18 protein-coding genes and 1 pseudogene are annotated in these 21,296 nt (G+C 54.1%); 6 read left to right on the forward strand and 13 right to left on the reverse strand.

The window, feature by feature from the left end; translation table 11 throughout:
* The 7 genes from ACMWL8_RS22045 to ACMWL8_RS22075 all read right to left on the reverse strand — a co-directional run.
* Positions 1–85: IS1 family transposase (locus tag ACMWL8_RS22045; protein ID WP_001774864.1), on the reverse strand; the 85-nt coding region annotated here is incomplete at its 3' end.
* Positions 86–250: 165 nt separating this feature from the next.
* A complete protein-coding gene (locus tag ACMWL8_RS22050; protein ID WP_017384068.1) occupies positions 251–1,384 on the reverse strand; it encodes a glutathione-independent formaldehyde dehydrogenase in 1,134 nt (377 codons plus the stop codon).
* A gap of 351 nt (positions 1,385–1,735) precedes the next feature.
* Positions 1,736–2,871, reverse strand: a protein-coding gene (locus tag ACMWL8_RS22055; RefSeq protein ID WP_201405648.1) for an IS3 family transposase whose coding sequence is annotated in 2 segments (ribosomal slippage) — positions 1,736–2,625 and positions 2,625–2,871 — 1,137 coding nt in all. Because the reading frame shifts where the segments join, the coding sequence is not laid out codon by codon here.
* A 126-nt stretch (positions 2,872–2,997) separates the two neighbouring features.
* Complete coding sequence (locus ACMWL8_RS22060; RefSeq protein ID WP_017384060.1) at positions 2,998–3,426, reverse strand: hypothetical protein; 429 nt, start codon at positions 3,424–3,426, stop codon at positions 2,998–3,000.
* Between the two features lie 3 nt (positions 3,427–3,429).
* On the reverse strand, positions 3,430–5,547 hold the full coding sequence (locus tag ACMWL8_RS22065; RefSeq protein ID WP_017384059.1) for a hypothetical protein: 2,118 nt from the start codon (positions 5,545–5,547) through the stop codon (positions 3,430–3,432).
* Entirely contained in the window at positions 5,535–7,301 is a 1,767-nt protein-coding gene (locus ACMWL8_RS22070; protein ID WP_007897920.1) for a hypothetical protein, read from the reverse strand. The genes ACMWL8_RS22065 and ACMWL8_RS22070 overlap by 13 nt, the downstream gene beginning before the upstream one ends.
* A complete protein-coding gene (locus ACMWL8_RS22075; protein ID WP_007897923.1) occupies positions 7,288–8,535 on the reverse strand; it encodes a tyrosine-type recombinase/integrase in 1,248 nt (415 codons plus the stop codon). Before ACMWL8_RS22075 ends, ACMWL8_RS22070 begins: the two co-directional genes overlap by 14 nt.
* Positions 8,536–9,148: 613 nt before the next feature.
* Here ACMWL8_RS22075 and ACMWL8_RS22080 point away from each other — a divergent pair.
* Entirely contained in the window at positions 9,149–9,784 is a 636-nt protein-coding gene (locus ACMWL8_RS22080) for a hypothetical protein (protein WP_012477419.1), read from the forward strand.
* 135 nt (positions 9,785–9,919) lie between these two features.
* Here ACMWL8_RS22080 and ACMWL8_RS22085 read toward each other — a convergent pair.
* The 5 genes and pseudogenes from ACMWL8_RS22085 to ACMWL8_RS22105 all read right to left on the reverse strand — a co-directional run.
* Positions 9,920–11,095 (reverse strand): annotated as a pseudogene (locus tag ACMWL8_RS22085) (YgiQ family radical SAM protein); the annotation flags it as partial.
* Between the two features lie 131 nt (positions 11,096–11,226).
* The gene (gene ftsP / locus ACMWL8_RS22090; protein ID WP_028014423.1) at positions 11,227–12,639 is read right to left on the reverse strand and encodes a cell division protein FtsP; all 1,413 of its coding nucleotides are present in this window, start codon (positions 12,637–12,639) and stop codon (positions 11,227–11,229) included.
* Between the two features lie 58 nt (positions 12,640–12,697).
* Positions 12,698–13,435, reverse strand: coding sequence for a 1-acylglycerol-3-phosphate O-acyltransferase (gene plsC / locus ACMWL8_RS22095; protein ID WP_028014424.1), 738 nt, complete (start codon positions 13,433–13,435; stop codon positions 12,698–12,700).
* A 162-nt stretch (positions 13,436–13,597) separates the two neighbouring features.
* Positions 13,598–15,856 carry a DNA topoisomerase IV subunit A gene (parC, locus tag ACMWL8_RS22100; RefSeq protein ID WP_045261341.1) on the reverse strand — a complete coding sequence of 753 codons (2,259 nt, stop codon included), beginning with the start codon at positions 15,854–15,856 and terminating at the stop codon, positions 13,598–13,600.
* Positions 15,857–15,974: 118 nt separating this feature from the next.
* Complete coding sequence (locus tag ACMWL8_RS22105; RefSeq protein WP_023309189.1) at positions 15,975–16,376, reverse strand: YgiW/YdeI family stress tolerance OB fold protein; 402 nt, start codon at positions 16,374–16,376, stop codon at positions 15,975–15,977.
* Positions 16,377–16,515: 139 nt separating this feature from the next.
* On the opposite strand from ACMWL8_RS22105, the gene qseB reads away from it, so the two are divergent.
* From qseB to lysM, 5 genes are all read left to right on the forward strand, one after another.
* Positions 16,516–17,175 carry a quorum sensing response regulator transcription factor QseB gene (gene qseB / locus ACMWL8_RS22110; protein ID WP_045261340.1) on the forward strand — a complete coding sequence of 220 codons (660 nt, stop codon included), beginning with the start codon at positions 16,516–16,518 and terminating at the stop codon, positions 17,173–17,175.
* Positions 17,172–18,509: a quorum sensing histidine kinase QseC gene (qseC, locus tag ACMWL8_RS22115; RefSeq protein WP_041908123.1), complete on the forward strand. Its 1,338-nt coding sequence runs from the start codon at positions 17,172–17,174 to the stop codon at positions 18,507–18,509. Before qseB ends, qseC begins: the two co-directional genes overlap by 4 nt.
* A 105-nt stretch (positions 18,510–18,614) precedes the next feature.
* The gene (locus ACMWL8_RS22120) at positions 18,615–19,196 is read left to right on the forward strand and encodes an NAD(P)H-dependent oxidoreductase (protein WP_041908121.1); all 582 of its coding nucleotides are present in this window, start codon (positions 18,615–18,617) and stop codon (positions 19,194–19,196) included.
* A 31-nt stretch (positions 19,197–19,227) separates the two neighbouring features.
* Positions 19,228–19,542 carry a putative quinol monooxygenase gene (locus tag ACMWL8_RS22125; RefSeq protein WP_008502984.1) on the forward strand — a complete coding sequence of 105 codons (315 nt, stop codon included), beginning with the start codon at positions 19,228–19,230 and terminating at the stop codon, positions 19,540–19,542.
* A gap of 85 nt (positions 19,543–19,627) precedes the next feature.
* Entirely contained in the window at positions 19,628–20,068 is a 441-nt protein-coding gene (gene lysM / locus ACMWL8_RS22130) for a peptidoglycan-binding protein LysM (protein WP_028014428.1), read from the forward strand.
* 33 nt (positions 20,069–20,101) lie between these two features.
* Here the strand turns inward: lysM and ACMWL8_RS22135 are convergent, their stop codons facing one another.
* A complete protein-coding gene (locus ACMWL8_RS22135) occupies positions 20,102–21,289 on the reverse strand; it encodes a glycoside hydrolase family 88 protein (protein WP_045261339.1) in 1,188 nt (395 codons plus the stop codon).
* Between the last annotated feature and the right edge of the window lie 7 nt (positions 21,290–21,296).

Consider the following 21,296-nt stretch of genomic DNA (forward strand, 5'->3'; position numbering starts at 1 on the left):
GCTGATGTCCGGCGGTGCTTTTGCCGTTACGCACCACCCCGTCAGTAGCTGAACAGGAGGGACAGCTGATAGAAACAGAAGCCACTGGAGCACCTCAAAAACACCATCATACACTAAATCAGTAAGTTGGCAGCATCACCTGGCAGCTGAAAGTATGAATAATAACGCCCTGACAGGATATTTTATTGCACCCTGTCAAAAGTCATACATTCTTTCCCGGTTTTTGCTTTCTCATACCGGATAACTCTATTTAAGGCTTAAGGATAACCTTCGTCCATCCTTCATCCCGCTCATCGAAGTGCTTATATCCGGCAGGAGCCTCTTCAAGCGAAAGACGATGAGAAATTATTTTGCCCGGACTGGCTTTATCGTGATGGATGAGGCGAGACAGCTGACGGTTATAGGCCTTAACGTTCGCCTGGCCGGTACGGATTGCCTGTCCTTTAAACCAGAAACTCCCAAAATCAAATGGCATCTTACCCTCTCTGGCAAGCTCCGATTCAGCCCCCGGATCCTGAGGAATAAAGACGCCAACCACACCAATTCCCCCGGTTGCTTTCGTCGACGCAACAAGACTGTTCATGGTGACAGAGTTATCTTCATGGCCATGTTTGTTACAGCACTGATAGCCAACACATTCGCAGCCACAATCCGTACCGCGTCCATCCGTCAGGTCGAGAATTTTTTGTACAGCTTCATCGCCAGTAGCATTGATGCCCGTCGCCCCCATTTTTTCAGCCAGAGCCAACCGGTCTGTGTGCGTATCAACCACAAACACCTGTGAAGCACCTTTAATGATCGCCGAATGAGCTGCCATCAAACCGACCGGCCCCGCGCCATAAATGGCCACGCTTTCACCAGGCTTCAATCCGGCAAGTTCTGTTGCATGCCAGCCGGTAGGAAAAATGTCAGAGAGCATCACATAATCATCTTCTTTTTCTGCCGCATCAGGGGGAAGAACAAGGCAGTTAAAGTCGGCAAATGGCACCCGAAGCAGTTCCGCCTGCCCCCCCTCCCAGGGACCCATTTCAGCAAAACCATAAGCTGCGCCTGCCGAACCCGGATTGGTAGTGAGACAAAAGCCGGTCAGACCTTTTTCACAGTTTTCGCAAAAACCACATCCCACGTTAAACGGCAGACAAACATAGTCGCCCACCTTAATACGTTCAACGCCTGAGCCAATTTCGACCACTTCACCCAGGTTTTCGTGACCCAGAATCCGTCCCTGTTCAAAGCTGGTCCGGCCCTCATACATGTGCAAGTCCGACCCACAAATGTTGGTGGTGGTGATGCGGACGAGTACATCCGTGGGGCGGACAATTTTCGCATCCGGTACGTCTTTTACTTTTACATCATAAGGACCGTTGTAAATTACTGCTTTCATGATCTTCTCCTTCTTGCGTGCGGAAAGGAAATGCTGCCCGGCGGATTGGGGTATCAATCGAGTTTAGCTGCCATAACAGATCTCGCGATCGGCGAAAGGACGATTAGGATGTTTCTTAACTAAGTGCATTGAAGTCTGTAAGACAGGTACTTACCGATGAAGGCTGCCTGGAAAACGTAAAAACATCACACGTTAATCCGGTTTTTTTAAGCAGGCAGGGGATTACGGACAGCTTTGAGCGAGAAGCGGATAAAGTAAATCTATCTCATTTCTGCATTGTGCCAGAAGTAGACATAGGTGAATTAGGTAACCCTAGTGGACTGACCCCACGCCCGTAGACAAATTCTGTCCTCACGATGAGGCCTGTTCGAAGGCCTCCGGACTGAGGCCGCCGAGGTGACTGTGGCGCCGGGCCCGGTTGTAGAACACTTCAATGTAATCGAAGATATCGGCCCGGGCCAGATCCCGGGTTTTATAGATGCGTTTTCTGATCCGCTCTTTTTTCAGCGAACTGAAGAACGATTCGGCCACCGCATTATCCCAGCAGTTGCCACGCCTGCTCATGCTCGGGGCCAGGTTATTAGCCCGGCAGAAGCGCTGCCAGTCGTCACTGCCGTACTGGCTGCCCTGGTCTGAGTGCACGATGACCTCGCCGTCCGGTTTTCGCCGCCAGACGGCCATCATCAGCGCGTCGAGTGCCAGTTCGCGTGAGAGAGTGGGCTTCATCGACCAGCCGACCACATTACGGGCGAAGAGATCGATAACCACCGCCAGATACAGCCAGCCCTGCCAGGTGCGGATATAAGTAATATCTGTGACCCAGACCTGATTGGCCCGGACAACAGTAAACTGCCGTTGCACGCGATTAGGGGCAACCACTGAAGGCCGGCCGGCGATACGACGCGGCGCTTTATAGCCGCGTACGGCTTTGATCCGGTTTTGTTGCATAATACGACCCACCCGGTTTTTGCCGCAGGTTTCCCCGATTTCGTTCAGGTCGCCATGAACCCGCCGGTAACCGTATACGCCTCCGCTCAGTGAATATGAGTCGCGGATAAGCATCAGCAGACGCTGGTTATCTTTATCACGCGCCGAGACCGGGTTGTGCAGCCACGCATAGAACCCGGCCCGGGCGACATTCAGTACCCGACACATCGTCATCACACCCCATACAGTGCGGTGTTCATTGATAAAGCGGTACTTCAGTCGGGCTCCCTTGCAAAGTACCGCGCGGCCTTTTTCAGGATATCCCGTTCTTCTTCGGTGCGTTTTAGCTGCGCCCGGAGTTTCAGGATCTCGCTTTTGGCTTCCAGTAAATCCCGGGCATGCTGTTCGCTGTTATCAGGTTTGATAGCCCGTAGCCACTTGTAGAGGCTGTGTGCAGAAACGCCCAGACGGTCGGATACTTCGGCAACGGAATAACCGCGTTCTGTTATCTGACGGACGGCTTCTTCCTTAAATTCAGGTGTAAATCGTGGTGTGCCCATACGCTCCTCCTATGCTCAAACTATAGGGCAGGATCGTCTACCGGGGCGGGGTCAGTCCATAAATGACTCTGAGGTGTCTGTTAAACGCGTGGCGATTCACCTCGCGTCCTTCCGTTCAGTATAGCCTCAGTCCCTGACACCACCCGAGAACGGAATGACGTCCCCTTTCTCCCTCCCGGTGTTGCGTTCAAGCTCCCTGACATACTGCTGTAAAAGTATAAGGTTATGTAACAGCTCTACATTTTCAGCCATCATCTTTTTGATTTCTTCCCTCAGCTCATTTCTCTGACGGCGATACTTTTCTTTCAGCTTGATCTGCTGCTCAATGCCCTGCTCATCAACCGGCGCGGTGCCCTGGCACGTTTTTTTCAGACTGCGGATAGCCTCCCTGACCTGCCTGTACTCAGGACAGTTATAATTCAGGGTGCCGTTTGCCAGCCCCGCTCGTTTTTCCACAGCATACTGGCTGATACGCTCCCCTGATAACATCAGTTCCCTCAGGGCCTGCTCTGCTCTTGCCTGTGTTTTTTTAACCCCCGACTGTTCGTTCGTCATGCTCTATTCATCCTTTTCAAAAAAGCGGACAGCATCTGCATAAAAATCTCTCTCAAGCATCAGAAAATCCCTGTCAGCCTGAGGAGCATTATTTCGCACGGCAATCTCCAGAAGGTTGTCATAATGAGCCATCCTGCGTTTCCACACGGGAACAGAATCAGCTCCGGCCAGCATGTTCTCACATCCCGGATTGCAGGACGCTGACTGAACAACCGCCTTAAACTCGCAGTCATGGCCATTCATGCAATAAAAACCGTTTCCAAGAGATACCAGTTTTTGCCCGCCTCGTTTAGCCATGCTCATCGCTTTTTTCAGTGTAGGAAACGTCATCTGATGTAAGTGCCCACCTCTCTGGGACATCAGTAACTTCCCGCCTTCGCCATAAAGCAGGCCTTCATGCTGATAAGAAACAGCCCTGGAAGCTGAGAGTTCGGTATCAACCCTTTCAATCTCGGCAGCGAATGCCTGAGGGATCGCCCGGCTAAAATGCGAAGCGTTGAGTGCACCGGACATATACCACTCCGTCATGCCTCTGATTAAGTGCTTAAACTGCCGGATAAGATCATTAGTAGAAATCAGATCAAGACGCCTGAGGTGTACAGCAAGTGAACGGCGAAACTGATGGGTTCGCAATGGCCAGAAAGCCCCCTCCCGAATCTCCATCGCAACGCGTTCATCATCACGTATGTTTGGATTTAAAAGCCTGAACTCATCAATATGGTCACGTCGGATGAACAGATGGTGTCTTTTCACAAATTTCTTTGCCCACTCAGTCTGGCGCTGCGTCCCCATAAAAGAGAGTTTTTGCTCCGAGAACCACGACCTGATATTTAAAGACAATGGAACATTGTCCAGCGTCTTCCCGTCCAGGCCTGTCATGATTTGATTAATTCTGCGTAAATGCTGAAAAGGCTTTTCCACATAGCGACAAACAACCCAGTCTTCGTGACTTCCACCTTCCGGGGCGAACTTATGCAACACCGAACGAAGTCCCAGGATATCACCATCATAAATCAGTGAACCGTGCATCACGCCAAGCACTTCGCTGTGTCTCATCCCCGACATGGCCTGTATCACATTCATGACTTTTAACGTCAGCTCAAAATGCCAGGTGTTCAGCTTTATGTGATCAACGCCAATAAAATCAGATCTCCAGCGCTTATTTTTATGTACCGAGAACCAGCCCTGCATCCCGGGGCCAAGTGTCGCGAAAAGCGCCCGAATTTCCCCGGCAACAATATTGTAGTAATACGCGGCCCGGTAATCCGGTATGCTTTTTGCTGTCCCTCTTTTACGGGCTTCCAGCATCGACGTATAGTAAGGCGAATCATAAAAACCGTTTATGATAGCGCACAGCCGGGAAAACCCGTCAAAATCGAAATCACTGATTTCAGCATCCAGTTCAGTAATCAGCCCTTCCCAGACAGACATCATAAGACTGAAAGGCATACAATATGTCTGGTTTGAATCATCCACACTGTTGTAACTGTCGAAGCTAATATCAGGAAAGTAACCGTATTTTCGAAGACGGGTATGACCTGTCAGCGAGATATCCGCCAGGTCCATAAAGTAATTACGTAATGTTCTTTCAGAACGCTTCCTGCCGTGCTCATCCTCCTCCTTCATCTTTACAATGAAAGCATTCCGGACAAGCGGAAAACGAAGCTGAAACAGACTGCGATACCCCATAGACTCAATAATACGGGCTCCCGCCACAATGTTTGCACATTTCCGGATCAGTGACTGCGTCTTCGCGGTCCTGCCGACAATCCAGAGCAGGCTGGCTGAGATGATTTTGGCTTCAAGACGCAGTTCAGGATCCCGTATGCCTGAAAAATTAACGGTTCTTAACGTTTCACCAATATGGGTTCTGACATAGCGATTGGTCCAGACATCATCCCTGAAATAAATATTCAGCGTCTCCTCATTGATAAAACGCATATCATGTTCATCTGAGCTGGCGATAACCAGGCAGTTATTCAGACGTTCAAAGCTTTTGTTTTCTAGTGCCTCACAGATGATATCCTCAGTCGGAAACTCATCCCCTGAACGAAGCGGCGTTCCGGCAGGAAACTCCGCCATTCGACTACGGCTTACCTCTTTTTTCTTCAAATCTGCCATACCGGAGCCACACCTTCTCGCTGAAGTTTAACGCGCGCTTTTTTCAGGGTCGCCTCATCTACCAGCCCAAGCCGTAAATCAATCTTCAGGAGTAACGTTTCATAACGCTCCACAGCATTGACCGAACCGATGTACAACGGTTTTCCATACTCGATAGCATGCCTGAATGACAGCAGGAGCCATACAGACTCCAGCGTTTCCACAACGCAACTTTTTGAACATTCGACACAATGAGAAAAATCCGCACAAGCCTTTGGTGTCCGGCCAAATCGTTTTTGCTTTTTTATAAAGCGCAATTCAATATCTGTAGGCGGCTCCTGCGATCGACATCCCAGGCCATTCAATAAAAGATCCACACCCTCATCGCTTCCACGCAGATCGATCCCCAGCTCATCAGCAACTTTTACCCGCTCGGATAACGCACGTGTCGCAATCCCCTGATTCATAAGCGTATCAAGTGCAGCACTGAAGTTTTCCTTCGCCCCCTGTGGGTTACCTGCAGCATAATTCCGCCTGTAAGTGCCCCAGTTATGCTGTGCTTTTTCCGCCGTAATCAGACCATTCTTTAATGTTCTGTCCGTATACTGCTCAGACGTTTTGCGCAAGCCAGAAACGGTAATTGATGGAAGCGAGGGATTAAGCTGCCGCATCGTGGCCCACGCCCCCTCAGAGTTAGAAAATTTAGTCAGATGACTGGGATTAAGAGAATAAAGCTTACGGAATTTCACCTGCGGCTCACTCAGAAACAGCGCCTGTACCGGAGGGAAGTTATCTGCGGAAACCAGATAGTTAACGATGTCGTCCCTGAGCCTGATAAAAGACAGAAACCAGTAATAGCCCGCACGTTTGGTCACATACTCCGATTTACCTATCGTCAGACGTATATACTTATTCGCTCTCCCCTTATAAACATAATCAGTGCTGATACCCTTTTCATCCAGATGTATATCATCCCGCGTCAGACCCAGAACCTGAGAGGTGTTTCCCCATGTGTGGTAACAGAACAGAAAAAAAGAAGTAAGAAAGTAATTTTCCAGAACGTCCCTGATGATGATCTCTGCCCTGCTGACCCCGTTCTCTCCCGGATACCGGAAATACGCTTCATAAACAGGTGCCAGCAAAGACGGTGAGAAATGCCGCACCCCTTTTTCCGATTTAGCGATATGCTCCCGGATACATCCCGCAAGGAACTCATTCATGGATGACAACTGCCTCAGGATCTCGGAAAGTTCATTCCTGGTATAGCTATCCCTTCCCTGCTGCTGATACGTTCCTTTCGGTAAGAATTCATATTCATACCGCCTCTGAATCTGCCCGCCCGTAAGCAAAAACCGGTTGACCACGGACAAGTAGTGTCTTGCCATCCTGACTGAAATTTTTCGCCGACGAATATCGTTCATGAGATGTTTAATATACATTTCAACGCCTTCAGCCGTGCCATAGTCATACTGATTGACTGACTGCCATATAAAAAACATATTGAGATAACGGAAAATGGTTAACCTTCCGGCGGGACGGTAAGACAGAAGAAATCGTTTCAGAGAGGCAATAAAATCGCGTTTTTCAGGGCGGGCAAGATGCGAATGTTCACTAAACCATCCGGGGAGCAACACATAATCTGAAAAATGAGCCTGAAGATAAACGTCAAGTAAATAATATCGGTTCAGATCCCGCTGAGTGATGTGTCCGCTGACCGTCTCCCATGACAGCACATTTTCGGCCATCCACGTTATCTGCGTTTCACTCCGGCTCATATATGGCTCCATCGCGACCTGCAGCACCGTCAATCAATGCGTCCATGACCCCGGCGACTGCATCAGAAATCTGGTTTTGCTGAAGAAAGACGATGTATTTCATCGTCGTATTTTCGCTTTTATGGCCCATCCAGTATTTTACTGTACCCAGCGCATTTGCGGCCTGATCGGGATAGCAACTCAGTGCCGAGCGTAAAAAATGGGTCGCAAACGTTGCCCGCAAATCATGGGGTTTATGTCTGAACACATTTCCCGGAGCAGACCGGGCCAGGCGATGGCGAAAACTGTACCAGCGGGAGTAAAAGGCTTTTTCAGACATCCGTTTCCCGTTTGCCATTAAAAATAAAGGCTCGTGCCGCCCTTCCCCACCCTGTCGTGCACGCCATTTTTGGATCTTCTTTTCATACTCCTCATCCGCCAGATAATCCAGAACCTGCTCGTACAATCGTCTGGTGATGAAGAGTTCTCGCGTCATCCCAAACTTCGTATGAACTCCGCATCTCGGACCAATATGAAGCCCCCTGATGGTCAACTCAGATACAGGGACACTGGCAAGGTACTCTTCAGTAAAGAGTGACGACGGCAGGGTCAGCATTTCATCCAGCCGTAGCCCACAATTTTTCATCAGCACAATCATTAAACTGAACAACCCGGACTCAGATTTCAGTGCCTCATCCAGGATATGAACCTCTGCATCATTCAGTGGGTTGATTGTCCTTTTTGTTGTGCTGGTTATCCTGATGGCAAGATCCGAACTTATCACCTTGCGTCGCCCGTCAACGACTTTTTCGACCAACGTAAAAAATGAGCTGGCAGCCAGCTCACCACACTTGCCCAGAAATACGTAAAACCGTCGGATAACGCTGATGTACACCGCCGCGGTGGATGAGGCGATGCGCCCCTGCCTTACGGCCCCCAGAAGATACTCCCTGAAGCCATATGTAGGGCTTTGGTATTTCAACGTTCCCGGGGTGAAAGGGTCAAGTCCGTTATCCTCCAGCCACCTTATCCAGCGTAAAAATGCCCGGGCTAAAGGCTTTAAATCCCTGGCCTGCAGGATAGCTTTATCCATAAGATAAAAGTGTACATATCGGCTCAGTTTTCGATTCTGGATGCCGCTAATATAAGGTATTTCAGCATACAGAAATCCGGGTTCAAATTTCAGTTTCGGCTCTGTTGCATCCAGTTTGCTGACACGCCCATAACGCGCATGAATGTTAGTGATTATCCTCACAGTCTGTCGCCCTGAAACGCCACCTCATGCCTACACTATAAATCCGGAAGAAGAAAAAACAAACAACCAGGTTGCCGGGAGTGAATATGCAAATCAGGAGGAAAGTAAAAGATGTAACGACACCATCACGATGCAATACATTGACCTCAACACGTTACCCGGACCATACGTGATAAACATCACAAATCCTTTGAGTGAAGAACTTAAGATGTGATTTTCATTTCCCGGCACAAACCGTGCCCTTAAAAAACAGGCAACGGATACATCTTAATGCCAGAAGTAAACCTTAATTGATTGAATACAGCCTGAGTCCATTGCAAAAATAACACACAGGGTAAATTCGCATATACAGAACCCAACGAAAAGCAAAAGAAACCTGTAACACATTTCGTTTACCTGTCACTTTCAATTGTAAAAGCCAGCAGAAAAAGCGCATATAACTATATTTATCCCTGCGGGGACTTTTGTTTGTGCTATATATTTTTTACAGAGAACCGCAACGCGTCCAAACACAAGAATATATTTACCTCTGGAAAATGGTCTGACTCCCTTTCACGTGGTTGTAGTGACCTGTTCTGTGATTCATGTAATGTCTTTTCTGGATGAGGAAAATATGTCATCACTGATATTTTATACAGACGAAGCACAAGCACTGATTGTAACAGATACCCTTGCCGTCACCGATAATGGGGAGCCGTTATCTTTTGTTTCCAAAGCAGGTTACATCCCCCAGCTAAGAACCATCATAGCAGGAACGGGGGCAGGTGGATTTTCTAACACCTGGTTGCTTGAAGCATCAACCAGAATGGTCGTATCAGGTATACAAAATCTCAATTATCATACATCGGCCTGTCTAAGGAGGCTGTGGAAACAATACAAGCATGACCATGCAATTCCCTCTTCTTCAACGGTGACAACCAGTGTTTATCAGTTCGCAATTTGCGAGGAAACAGGAAATATCGTTTCGTTCGCCTATCGCTCAGTCCATGATTTCGAATCAGAGCAATTACAATACGGAACAGGAGTAAAACCTGAGTGCCAAATCTTGGATGGGGATTTGTTGCAGACAATTCCTGTAATGATGAATGAACAAAGGGCTATACAGGCGACATACCCACACCCGGAACGGATCCATATTGGCGGTGAGATGATTGCGCATTATCTGACATCATCTATGTATCAATGCTTTAAGATTGGGGAATTTGAGGATTTCAGAACTCAGGGAGAGTATATATTGAGCAGGATTTAGGCAAAACGCGGTTCAGATAAAGTGCTTTTAACAGGCTTGCTGAACATTAAAAGGATATCTCTCAATTACGATGAATAGCTTGAATTCTAAAAATAGAAAAGTAGAGTTTAACTCTAAATACATAAAAACAAGAGTAAAGGAGCAGCCGCCGAAGCAGCCGCGCATGATGTTGATCGAGAAGCGGATCATCTCATACGCCGGGATACGGGCGTTGCCGTACGCCGGGTGTGGCACGCGCTTGTACGGCAGCGCAAAGACGCTGTCCATCTCTTCGGTGGAGAGCGGTATCGCCGGCGGGTTGATCCAGATAAAGCGCTCGCCGTGCTTCTGCATTAGCGCGCGGGCGCAGCCCGGGTTGGTTTCATGGTGCAGAATACGGGACGCGTGCGCGTAGAGCACCTTGTCGGCTTTCACCTTCTCGTAGGACGGCAGCAGCACGTAGGTCTTTTCCCACGGCTTCGGGCGCGGCGGCTGCACAACGATAGCCTTCGCTTCCGCTTTCTTCGGCTCAACCGGCTTGTTATCGGCACACGGCAGATCTTCACCGTACGGGTGCGGGATCGGGTCGATTTTGCCCGGCATATCAATAATGCGTGAATCCACCCCGCTCCAGCCCGGCAGCGCTTCTTTCACCATGATCGCAGTATTGCGCACGTCGCGGATGCTGCTTACCGGCTCGCCCTGCGACAGACGGTGCGCCACTTCCACCAGCGGACGCTCGCCGTTACCGTAAATCAGCATGTCGGCCTTGGAGTCCACCAGCACCGAGCGGCGCACGGTATCTGACCAGTAGTCGTAGTGCGCGGTGCGGCGCAGGCTCGCCTCAATGCCGCCGAGGATCACCGGCACGTCTTTCCAGGCTTCTTTGCAGCGCTGGGTATAAACCAGGGTCGCGCGGTCCGGACGTTTGCCCGCCACGTTATCCGGCGTCTAGGCGTCGTCATGGCGCAGCTTACGGTCGGCGGTATAGCGGTTGATCATCGAGTCCATGTTGCCGGCGGTCACGCCGAAGAACAGGTTTGGTTTCCCCAGACGCATGAAGTCGTCTTTGCTGTTCCAGTCGGGCTGGGAGATGATCCCCACGCGGAAGCCCTGCGCTTCGAGCATACGGCCACAGATGGCCATGCCGAAGCTCGGGTGGTCAACGTAGGCATCGCCCGTGACCAGAATGATATCGCAGCTGTCCCAGCCCAGTTGGTCCATCTCTTCCCGGGACATCGGCAGGAACGGCGCCGGTCCAAAGCAGGCCGCCCAGTACTGGGGCCAGGAGAAGAGGTCACGATCCGGCTGGATCAGGGAAATTGCGCTCATAGTGCTTCCGAAGAAAAAATAGACAAAAGGGCGGGGATTATACGCTGGAACATTGTGGGAAATGAAGGGATATTATGCGGGCTGCTGCCCTCACCCCAACCCTCTCCCACAGGGAGAGGGAGAAAAGCACGTTACGGCGCCGGATTCACCAGCATCTGCCCCACGGAACCCCTGTCCATCATCTCCAGCGTCTGGCTGTGGAACAGGAACGGGAAGTGCGGCCACGAAGGCTGACCGTAGTAGACGAGCAGTTCAACCTGGCCGTCCACCCAGACGGTATCTTTCCAGCCGCGGTCTTCCGGGAACGGCATCGCGCCATTAACGTTGCGGATCAGGAATGACACACCTTCAATATGGAACGACTGCGGCATATCCGAACGCACCGTCCAGCGCTCCCACGTTCCCTGCTGAGCGGTGATATCAATGCGATTGACATCCCACAGCGCGCCGTTGATGCCCGGATCGTCGCCCAGGCTGATATCACGGCTGCGTACCGGCGAGCCGCTCATGATCTCCTGCGGCAGCAGGCGCATCGGCAGGCTATCGGTGACCAGCGGCAGCAGGCCGGTTGGACGCAGAGTTAGCACCAGCGTGGAGACCAGAATGCTCGACGGCTCAAAGAACCCGCGAATACGGTCAACGATGCTCGCGGCTTCACCACAGGTGACGGAGACTTCGTCCCCGTTGGTCATATCCACCAGAATTTCACGACGTTCACCCGGCGCCAGCGCCAGCTGTTTAACGGAGACCGGCGCGGGCAAGAAGCCCTGGTCACCGGAGATCACGTGCAGCGGGCGGCCATCGCTCATCTGCAGCTGATAGCGGCGCGAGTTAGAGGCGTTGAGCAGGCGCAGGCGCACCCAGCCGCGGGACACTTCCACGTACGGGCTCTGCGCGCCGTTAACCAGCAAGGTATCGCCGACAAAGCCACCGCTGCCCGGCTCGCTGTACTCCGGCGTACCGAAGTTATCCAGACGTTTGTCCTGAATAATGACCGGGAAATCGTCCACGCCGTAGTGGTTCGGGATCGGCAGAGATTTACTGACCTCATCTTCCACCAGCCACATGCCGGCCAGACCGTTATAGACCTGCTGCGCCGTACGGTTAGGGGTATTGGCGTGATACCACAGGGTTGCCGCGCTCTGGCGAATCGGCAGGACGGGCGCCCAGTCGGCGTTGGGGGACATCATTCGCGCCGCGCCGCCAATCAAAGGGCCAGGAACCTGTAAGCCGCTGATGGTCATGGCGACATTTTCCGCCGTACGGTTGCTGTAAATGAGCTTAACGTCATCGCCGTTCCACACGCGGATGGTCGGCCCGAGGTAGCGCCCGTTAATGCCCCACACCGGCGCGCGCGTGCCCTGGGTAAAGGACCAGTGGCTGCGCTGAAGCGTGAGGAAAAGCGGCTGCCCGCGACGGGATTCAATCAACGGCGGAATGGGCAGCGGCTGCTGCTGCCCGGCGGCGCTGGCTGTCAGCGGCATCGCACCCGCACAAAGGGCAATCCCCGAAGCCTGAATAAACTGACGCCGACTGAGTGACATATAAGCTCCATCTGAAACGACTAACAACGCGGGAATTCTTTTTCCCTTTAACGCCGAATTAAACCTTACCGGCGGCTTCTCTTTCTGCGACTTCTTTATCCAGCAGCGCAATATGCTGAGCCATTAGCTCGCGGCAGTGTGCTGCCAGTTCGCGCACCTGGTCTTTACCGTATTTGCTGGTATCGACGGGTGGCAGCATTTCGACAATCACCAGACCATTATTCAGGCGGTTAAGATTAATCTTATTAGAAGTATTGGAAACGCACACGGGAATAATTGGAACACCTGCCGCAATTGCGGCATGAAACGCGCCGGTTTTAAACGGCAGCAGGCCGCGACCGCGGCTACGCGTCCCTTCCGGGAACATCCAGATTGAGATCCGGCGCTTTTTAAAATGATTCACCACTTCTGCAATCGTGCCGTGCGCTTTTGCACGGTTGTTACGGTCGATCAGCAGGTTACCGGTCAGCCAGTACAGCTGGCCAAAAAACGGGATCCACAGCAGGCTTTTTTTCCCCACCGTCACGGTCGGAGGCAGAACAATATTGGAGGCCGTCACCATATCGTAGTTGTTCTGATGGTTGGCGATATAGATGGCGTTACCGAAGTTCTCCGCTCCTTCAGGCAGGCGTTTTTCAACCTTCAGACCAAACAGCGGCGCAAGGCGACCGAACATATGGCCAAAGGTGGCAACATGCTTCGGATTACGCGGGCTGAACAGGCAGTAAATAGAGCCGAAAATACAGACCAGAATGCAGTAAATAACGGTAAGAATAAGACGAACAATGTATAGCATAGCGACCTCTGAAGCCCTGACAGCTGACAATTATACTTCACCTGTGGCCAGGTAAGGACTTTATTACGAGCGCGTATTGTTAATCGCAACGCACGAATTAACAACGATTTTACGGGAAATTTTATTGAAATACCCCCTCCGGACAGAGGGGGTGTCATGACATTACTCTTCGCTGTCGCCCGCGCTGCTGCGCGCAGGCGAATCAATCTCCACGCGGTCGATACGCTGCAGGCCGCGCATCAGCGAACCGCGGCGACCGCGCTCGCCCACCACTTTCTGCAGCTCTTCCGGGCGAAGCTTGATTTTACGCTTGCCAACGTGGATGGTCAGCGTGCTCTGCGGCGGCAGCAGGAAGAGGTGCGCCAGGCCATCTTCACCTTTCGCGGCTTCCGCCGACGGGATGTTGATGATCTTGTTGCCCTTACCTTTCGACAGCTCCGGCAGGTCGCTGACCGGGAACATCAGCATGCGTCCGGCAGAGGTGATCGCCAGCAGCATGTCGCTCTCGTTCTCAATCACCAGCGGTGTCATCACGCGGGCATTGTCCGGCAGGCTGATCAGCGCTTTACCGGCACGGTTACGCGACACGAGGTCGTTAAAGGTACAGATAAAGCCGTAGCCCGCATCGGACGCCATCAGCAGCTTCTGGTCGTCGGCCTCCATCAGCATGTGGTCAACCGTTGCGCCCGGCGGCAGCGTCAGCTTACCGGTGAGCGGTTCGCCCTGGCCGCGCGCGGAAGGCAGCGTGATCGGGTCGATAGCGTAGCTGCGGCCCGTGGAGTCGATAAACGCCACCGGCTGGTTGCTCTTGCCTTTCACCGCCGCCTTAAAGCTGTCGCCCGCTTTGTAGCTCAGACCCGGCGCGTCGATATCGTGGCCTTTGGCGCTGCGCACCCAGCCGCTCTGCGACAGGACAATGGTCACCGGCTCGGACGGCTGCATGTCGTGCTCGTTCATCGCCTTCGCTTCTTCGCGCTCGTGCAGCGGAGAACGACGGTCGTCGCCGAAGGCATCGGCATCCGCCTGCAGCTCTTTCTTCAGCAGGGTGTTCATCTTGCGCTCGGAGGCGAGGATCGCCTGCAGCTGATCGCGCTCTTTTTCCAGCTCGCTTTGCTCGCCGCGGATCTTCATCTCTTCCAGCTTAGCGAGATGGCGCAGCTTCAGTTCGAGGATCGCTTCGGCCTGGGTTTCGCTGATGCCGAAGCGCGACATCAGCGCGGGCTTCGGCTCGTCCTCGGTACGGATGATCTCAATCACTTCATCGATATTGAGGAACGCCACCAGCAAACCTTCGAGGATATGCAGGCGCTTAAGCACTTTCTCCAGACGATGGTTCAGACGACGGCGCACCGTATCGCGGCGGAACGTCAGCCACTCGCTGAGGATCTCCAGCAGGTTTTTCACCGCCGGACGACCGTCCAGACCAATCATATTCAGGTTGATGCGGTAGCTTTTTTCCAGATCGGTAGTGGCGAACAGGTGGTTCATCACCTGCTCCATGTCCACGCGGTTAGAGCGCGGCACGATCACCAGACGAGTCGGGTTCTCGTGGTCGGATTCGTCGCGCAGATCGTCCACCATCGGCAGCTTTTTATTGCGCATCTGGGAGGCGATCTGCTCCAGCACTTTGGCACCGGAAACCTGGTGCGGCAGCGCGGTGATCACCACGGCGCCGTCCTCTTTATTCCACACCGCGCGCATGCGCACGGAGCCGCGACCGTTCTGGTAGATTTTGCGGATTTCTGCACGCGAGGTGATGATCTCGGCTTCGGTCGGGAAATCCGGACCCTGCACGATATCCAGCAGGTCGTCGAGCGTGGCTTTCGGCTGCTCAATCAGGGTGATGGCGGCTTTCGCCACTTCACGCAGGTTGTGCGGCGGAATGTCCGTCGCCATACCGACCGCAATCCCGGTGGTGCCGTTCAGCAGGATGTTCGGCAGACGCGCAGGCAGCATCTTCGGCTCCTGCAGCGTACCGTCGAAGTTTGGCACCCAGTCAACGGTTCCCTGACCCAGCTCGCCCAGCAGCACTTCGGCGTATTTGGACAGGCGGGATTCGGTATAACGCATCGCTGCGAAGGATTTCGGATCGTCCGGCGCACCCCAGTTCCCCTGCCCGTCCACCAGCGGATATCGGTAAGAGAACGGCTGGGCCATCAGCACCATCGCTTCATAGCAGGCGCTGTCGCCGTGCGGATGGTATTTACCCAGTACGTCACCGACGGTACGGGCGGATTTCTTGAACTTGGCGGTGGCGTTCAGCCCCAGTTCGGACATCGCATAGACGATGCGGCGCTGAACGGGCTTCAGGCCATCCCCGATAAACGGCAACGCCCTGTCCATGATGACGTACATGGAGTAGTTCAGGTAGGCGTTTTCCGTGAATTCATGTAGCGCGAGGCGCTCTGCCATATCGCTCATTACGTGTGATTCCTCAACTCAGAAACCGAAGGGTTTCAGGCAATATTGCCGCAGATACTACCTCATCTGACGAATTGAGTCACAAAGAAAAAGGGCCGCATAAGCGGCCCTTTTCGGGTTATTTGTTCAGCTTGATAACCTGCTTCACGTCGATTTCAAACTCGTTCCAGTCTTTGTCGACTTTACCCTGCAGTTCTACTTTATCCTGCGGGGTGACGGTCACGCCGTTCCAGCGCTTGTGGTCAATCTCAACCACCACCGTGCCCGACTCGTCGCGGAAGGTGTAGCGGTCATCGGACAGGCGCTCGGTAATGTTCCCGCGCAGCTTCACCCAGGCATCGTCCTTCAGATCTTTCACTTTAGCCGCGGTGGTGAGGTTGGCGTTGTTATCGACAAAACCGCCCTGCTGGGTTTGCGTCTGGGTCTGTGTCGCAGATGGGCCAGTAAAGCCGCCCTGTGCAGCAAAGACCGGCGCGGTGGTCATCATCATGATGGCAGCAATTGCAGCGAATTTTTTCATCTTCATCTCTCCCTTTAATGTCGTTTCGCAGTCCATTAAACAGGGTAAACCTTAACAACTTCTTAAGGGGAAAATTTATTTATTTTTACTGTACAGCAGGCGCTTGCAGAGGGTTTACTGACGGCATCAAGGAGGGAACATGCGCATTTTACTGGTAGAAGACGACAGGTTAATCGGCGATGGCATCAAAGCAGGCTTAAGCAAACTGGGCTTTAGCGTGGACTGGTTTACCGAGGGGAAAACCGGGCAGGCCGCGCTCGCCTCTGCGCCCTATGATGCCGTGGTGCTTGACCTGACCCTACCGGGAATTGACGGTCTGGAGATCCTGCGCGCCTGGCGCGAAAGCGGCCGCAGCGAGCCGGTACTGATCCTGACCGCGCGGGATGCGCTGAACCAGCGCGTTGAAGGGCTGCGCCTCGGTGCGGACGATTATCTCTGTAAGCCGTTCGCGCTGATAGAAGTGGCCGCCCGCCTGGAAGCGCTGGTGCGCCGCAGCCACGGTCAGACCCGCAGCGAGCTGCGCCACGGCAAGGTGACGCTCGATCCGGCAAGCCTCGTCGCCACGCTGGAGGGCGAAACGCTGACGCTTAAACCCAAAGAGTTCGCCCTGCTGGAGCTGCTGATGCGCAACGCGGGCCGGGTGCTGCCGCGCAAGCTGATCGAGGAAAAGCTTTATACCTGGGACGATGACGTCTCCAGCAACGCCGTCGAAGTCCATGTTCATCATTTACGCCGCAAGCTCGGGAGCGAGTTTATCCGCACCGTGCACGGCATCGGCTACACCCTGGGTGACGCATGAAGCTGAGCCTGAAGCTGCGCCTGACGCTCCTCTTTTTAGCGCTGTCTCTGACGGCCTGGTTTGCCGCCAGCCTGGTGGCGTGGCAGCAGACCACCCACAAGCTCGATAAGCTGTTCGACACCCAGCAGATGCTGTTTGCCAAACGGCTGCTGACGATGGATCTGGACGAGATCCGCGCGCCGGAGCGCATGCGCGAGGTGCCGAAAAAGGCCAAACACGGGCATCTGGACGATGACGCGCTGGCCTTCGCTATTTACGCTTCAGACGGCACGATGATCCTTAACGACGGCGAAAACGGGCGCGATATCCCGTATCACTATCGTCGTGACGGCTTTGATGACGGACGGCTTCAGGATGACAACGATGAATGGCGCTTTTTATGGCTGACGTCGCCAGACGGAAAATACCGTGTCGTTGTCGGCCAGGAGTGGGAGTACCGGCAGGATATGGCGCTGGACGTGGTCAGCTCGCAGCTGACGCCGTGGCTGGTGGCGCTGCCGGTGATGCTGCTGTTGCTTATTGTCCTGCTGAGCCGGGAGCTGAAGCCCCTGAAAAAGCTGGCCCAGACCCTGCGTTCCCGCTCGCCGGACGCCACCGACGCCCTGCCCACTCAGGGCGTGCCGGCAGAAGTGCGCCCCCTGCTCGACTCGCTGAACCATCTTTTTACCCGTACCCAGGAGATGATGACCCGCGAGCGCCGCTTTACCTCCGACGCCGCCCACGAGCTGCGCAGCCCGCTGGCGGCGCTGAAGGTGCAAACCGACGTGGCGCAGCTTTCTCAGGACGATCCGCAGGCGCAGGAAAAAGCGCTGGCGCAGCTGCACGCGGGTATCGACCGCGCCTCCCGGCTGGTGGATCAGCTCCTCACCCTGTCGCGCCTGGACTCGCTGGACAGCCTGGACGGCGTAGAACAGATAGCGATGGCCGACCTGCTGCAGTCTGCGGTAATGGATATTTATCCTTCTGCACAGCAGGCGGGTATTGATATTCGCCTGCACATCAACGCGCCGGAGGTGACCCGAACGGGTCAGCAGCTGCTTCTGAGCCTGCTGGCGCGCAACCTGCTGGATAACGCCACCCGCTACAGCCCGCGCGGCAGCGTGGTAGACGTGACGCTGAACACCCGTAGCGTTACCGTGCGCGACAATGGCCCGGGCATTTCGCCCGATGCGCTGGCGCGTCTCGGCGAGCGCTTTTATCGTCCACCGGGTCAGGACGCCACGGGCAGCGGGCTGGGGCTATCCATTGTGAAACGCATTGCCGCGCTGCACGGCATGCGCGTCTCGCTGGGCAATGCGCCAGAAGGCGGCTTTGAAGTAAAGGTTAACTGGTAAGGGATTATTGCATTTAGCGCAAAAGACTTTGCACATTTTGCTTATTTTTCCGCTCCGTCCTCGCGCGTAGAATACCCGGCATACTCTCATCACCGAGGACAAATAATGAGCAATATTCTGATTATCAACGGCGCGAAAGAGTTCGCGCACTCTAAAGGCCAGCTGAATGACACCCTGACCGAGGTCGCGGACGGTTTCCTGCGCGACGCCGGGCATGATGTTAAGGTCGTGCGCGCGGACAGCAACTATGACGTGAAGGCCGAAGTGCAGAACTTCCTGTGGGCCGATGTGGTTGTCTGGCAGATGCCGGGCTGGTGGATGGGCGCGCCGTGGACCGTGAAAAAATACATGGACGACGTCTTCACCGAAGGTCACGGTTCGCTGTATGCCAGCGACGGACGCACCCGCTCAGACGCCTCTAAAAAATACGGCTCCGGCGGTCTGATTCAGGGCAAAAAATATATGCTCTCCCTGACCTGGAACGCCCCTCTGGAAGCCTTCACCGAAAAAGATCAGTTCTTCGAAGGCGTGGGCGTAGACGGCGCGTATCTGCCGTTCCACAAGGCGAACCAGTTCCTGGGGATGGATCCGCTGCCGACCTTTATCGTCAACGACGTGATTAAAATGCCTGACGTCCCGAGCTATATCGCAGAATATCGCAAGCATCTCGCGAAAATTTTTGCTTAACTGGTAGCCTGGAATTAAAGGAGTAGTAACCATGCTTACAGTAATCGCAGAAATCCGTACTCGTCCAGGTCAACATCACCGCCAGGCGGTGCTGGATCAGTTCGCGAAAATCATCCCAACCGTACTGAAAGAAGAAGGCTGCCACGGCTACGCGCCGATGGTGGACGCCGCTACCGACGCAAGCTTCCAGGCCACTGCGCCAGACTCCATTATCATGGTTGAGCAGTGGGAAACTGTCGCGCACCTTGAAGCACACCTGCAGACCGCGCACATGAAAGCGTGGAGCGATGCGGTGAAGGGTGACGTGCTGGAGACCCACATCCGTATTCTGGAGCAAGGGGTTTAAAACCTGCCTTCCCTCTCCTTCCGGGGAGGGAATTCTCTCTGACCTGCTATGCTTATTCTGACTTCATGATTAACAGGAGGATGGAATGGGTCTTTTTAACTTCGTGAAAGAAGCAGGCGAAAAGCTATGGGATAACCTGACCGACCACAAAGGTCAGAGCGACAAAATCACCGAGCACCTCAAGAAACTCAACATTCCCGGTTCAGACAAAGTTCAGGTTAACGTTACCGACGGCAAGGCCAGCGTGACGGGTGACGGGCTGACCCAGGAGCAGAAAGAAAAAATCCAGGTCGCCGTCGGCAACATCGCGGGCGTCAGCGAGGTGGAGAACAACATCACCACGACCGATGCCAAAGATGAAGCCACCTACTACACGGTAAAATCCGGCGACACCCTGAGCGCTATCTCCAAAACCGTGTACGGCGATGCCAACCAGTACAACAAGATTTTTGAGGCTAACCGCCCGATGCTCTCCAGCCCGGATAAAATCTACCCCGGCCAGACGCTGCGTATTCCTAAAGCGTGATCCGCGAGTCGGGGGGGCGCCCCCCGACCGTTTTTACCAGTACAGTTTCCAGCTCTGCGTAAAGCGCACCAGCGCCTCCACGTAGAAGTAATCTCCCCAGCTCGCACACTCGTCCACCCCTTTGTTGCTCGCCAGGTGATAGACCGAGTGCTTCAGCAACCCGGTGCCCTTCTCCTCTTTGCCCATCAGGTAGTGCTTCGTCAGTGACGACATAATGCCTTTGGCCCATTCCAGATAACGCTCCCGGTCCGGATCCGTCACGGGCAGGTGCTTCACCAGCTCCAGCAGCCCGCACACCGCAATCGCCGCCGAGGACGAATCGCGCAGCGCGTCGGTCCCCACCAGCGCCAGATCCCAGTGGCAGACGTAGTCTTCCGGGAGGCGGTTGAGGAAGTAGTTCGCCAGCCGCTTCGACAGGGCGACCATCGTCTCGTCGCCGGTATAGATATAGCTCAGCAGGAAGCCGTAAATCCCCCACGCCTGCCCGCGCGACCAGCAGGAGTCATCGGCATAGCCCTGCTGGGTGTTGCCGTAGCGCGGCGCGCCGGTTTGTACGTCCATATAATAGGTGTGGAACGTCGAGGCATCGTCGCGGATGAGATACCTCGCCGCCTGCATGACGTGCGCTTTTGCGGCGTCAGCAAAGCGCGGATCCCCCGTCTGCTCCGTCGCCCAGTAGAGCAGCGGCAGGTTCATGTTGCAGTCGATGATCATCCGTCCGGCCTGCTCCGGGTCTGAAAGATCGCCCCACGCCTGAATGATTTTCGCCTTCTCATGAAAGCGCTCCAGCAGGGCTTCAGCCGCCAGCAGGGAGAAACCGCGCGCCTCGCGGCTGCCGGTGAGTCGCCAGGCCGCCACGCAGGAGAGCGTGTACAGGAAGCCCAGATCGTGAGTGTTGGTGTCGCTGCGCCCGGCGATGCGCAGGCCGAAGGAGCGCACGTGTTTTTCCGCCATCGAGCGGAATTTCTCCTCGCCGCTCATCTCCCACGCCAGCCACAGCTGGCCGGTCCAGAAGCTGGTTGTCCACTCTACGTTGTCGGTCAGCGGGTAATAACCGTTCCGGCAGGTTTCCGCCGGGAACTGCTCTCCGAATGCCGTTAAATGACGGCTAATCAGCTCGAGGACGTGGCTACGCGCAGAGATCAGTTCATCGCTAAACAGGCGCGAGTCTACGGGAGCAGGAATGGCAGACAGGCGTTCCTCTCTGATACGACTTAACATATTTCGG

The sequence above is a fragment of the Enterobacter sp. 04-C-12-SI-ECC genome (assembly GCF_047530715.1).
In the GTDB taxonomy this organism is placed as follows: Bacteria; Pseudomonadota; Gammaproteobacteria; order Enterobacterales; family Enterobacteriaceae; genus Enterobacter; species Enterobacter bugandensis.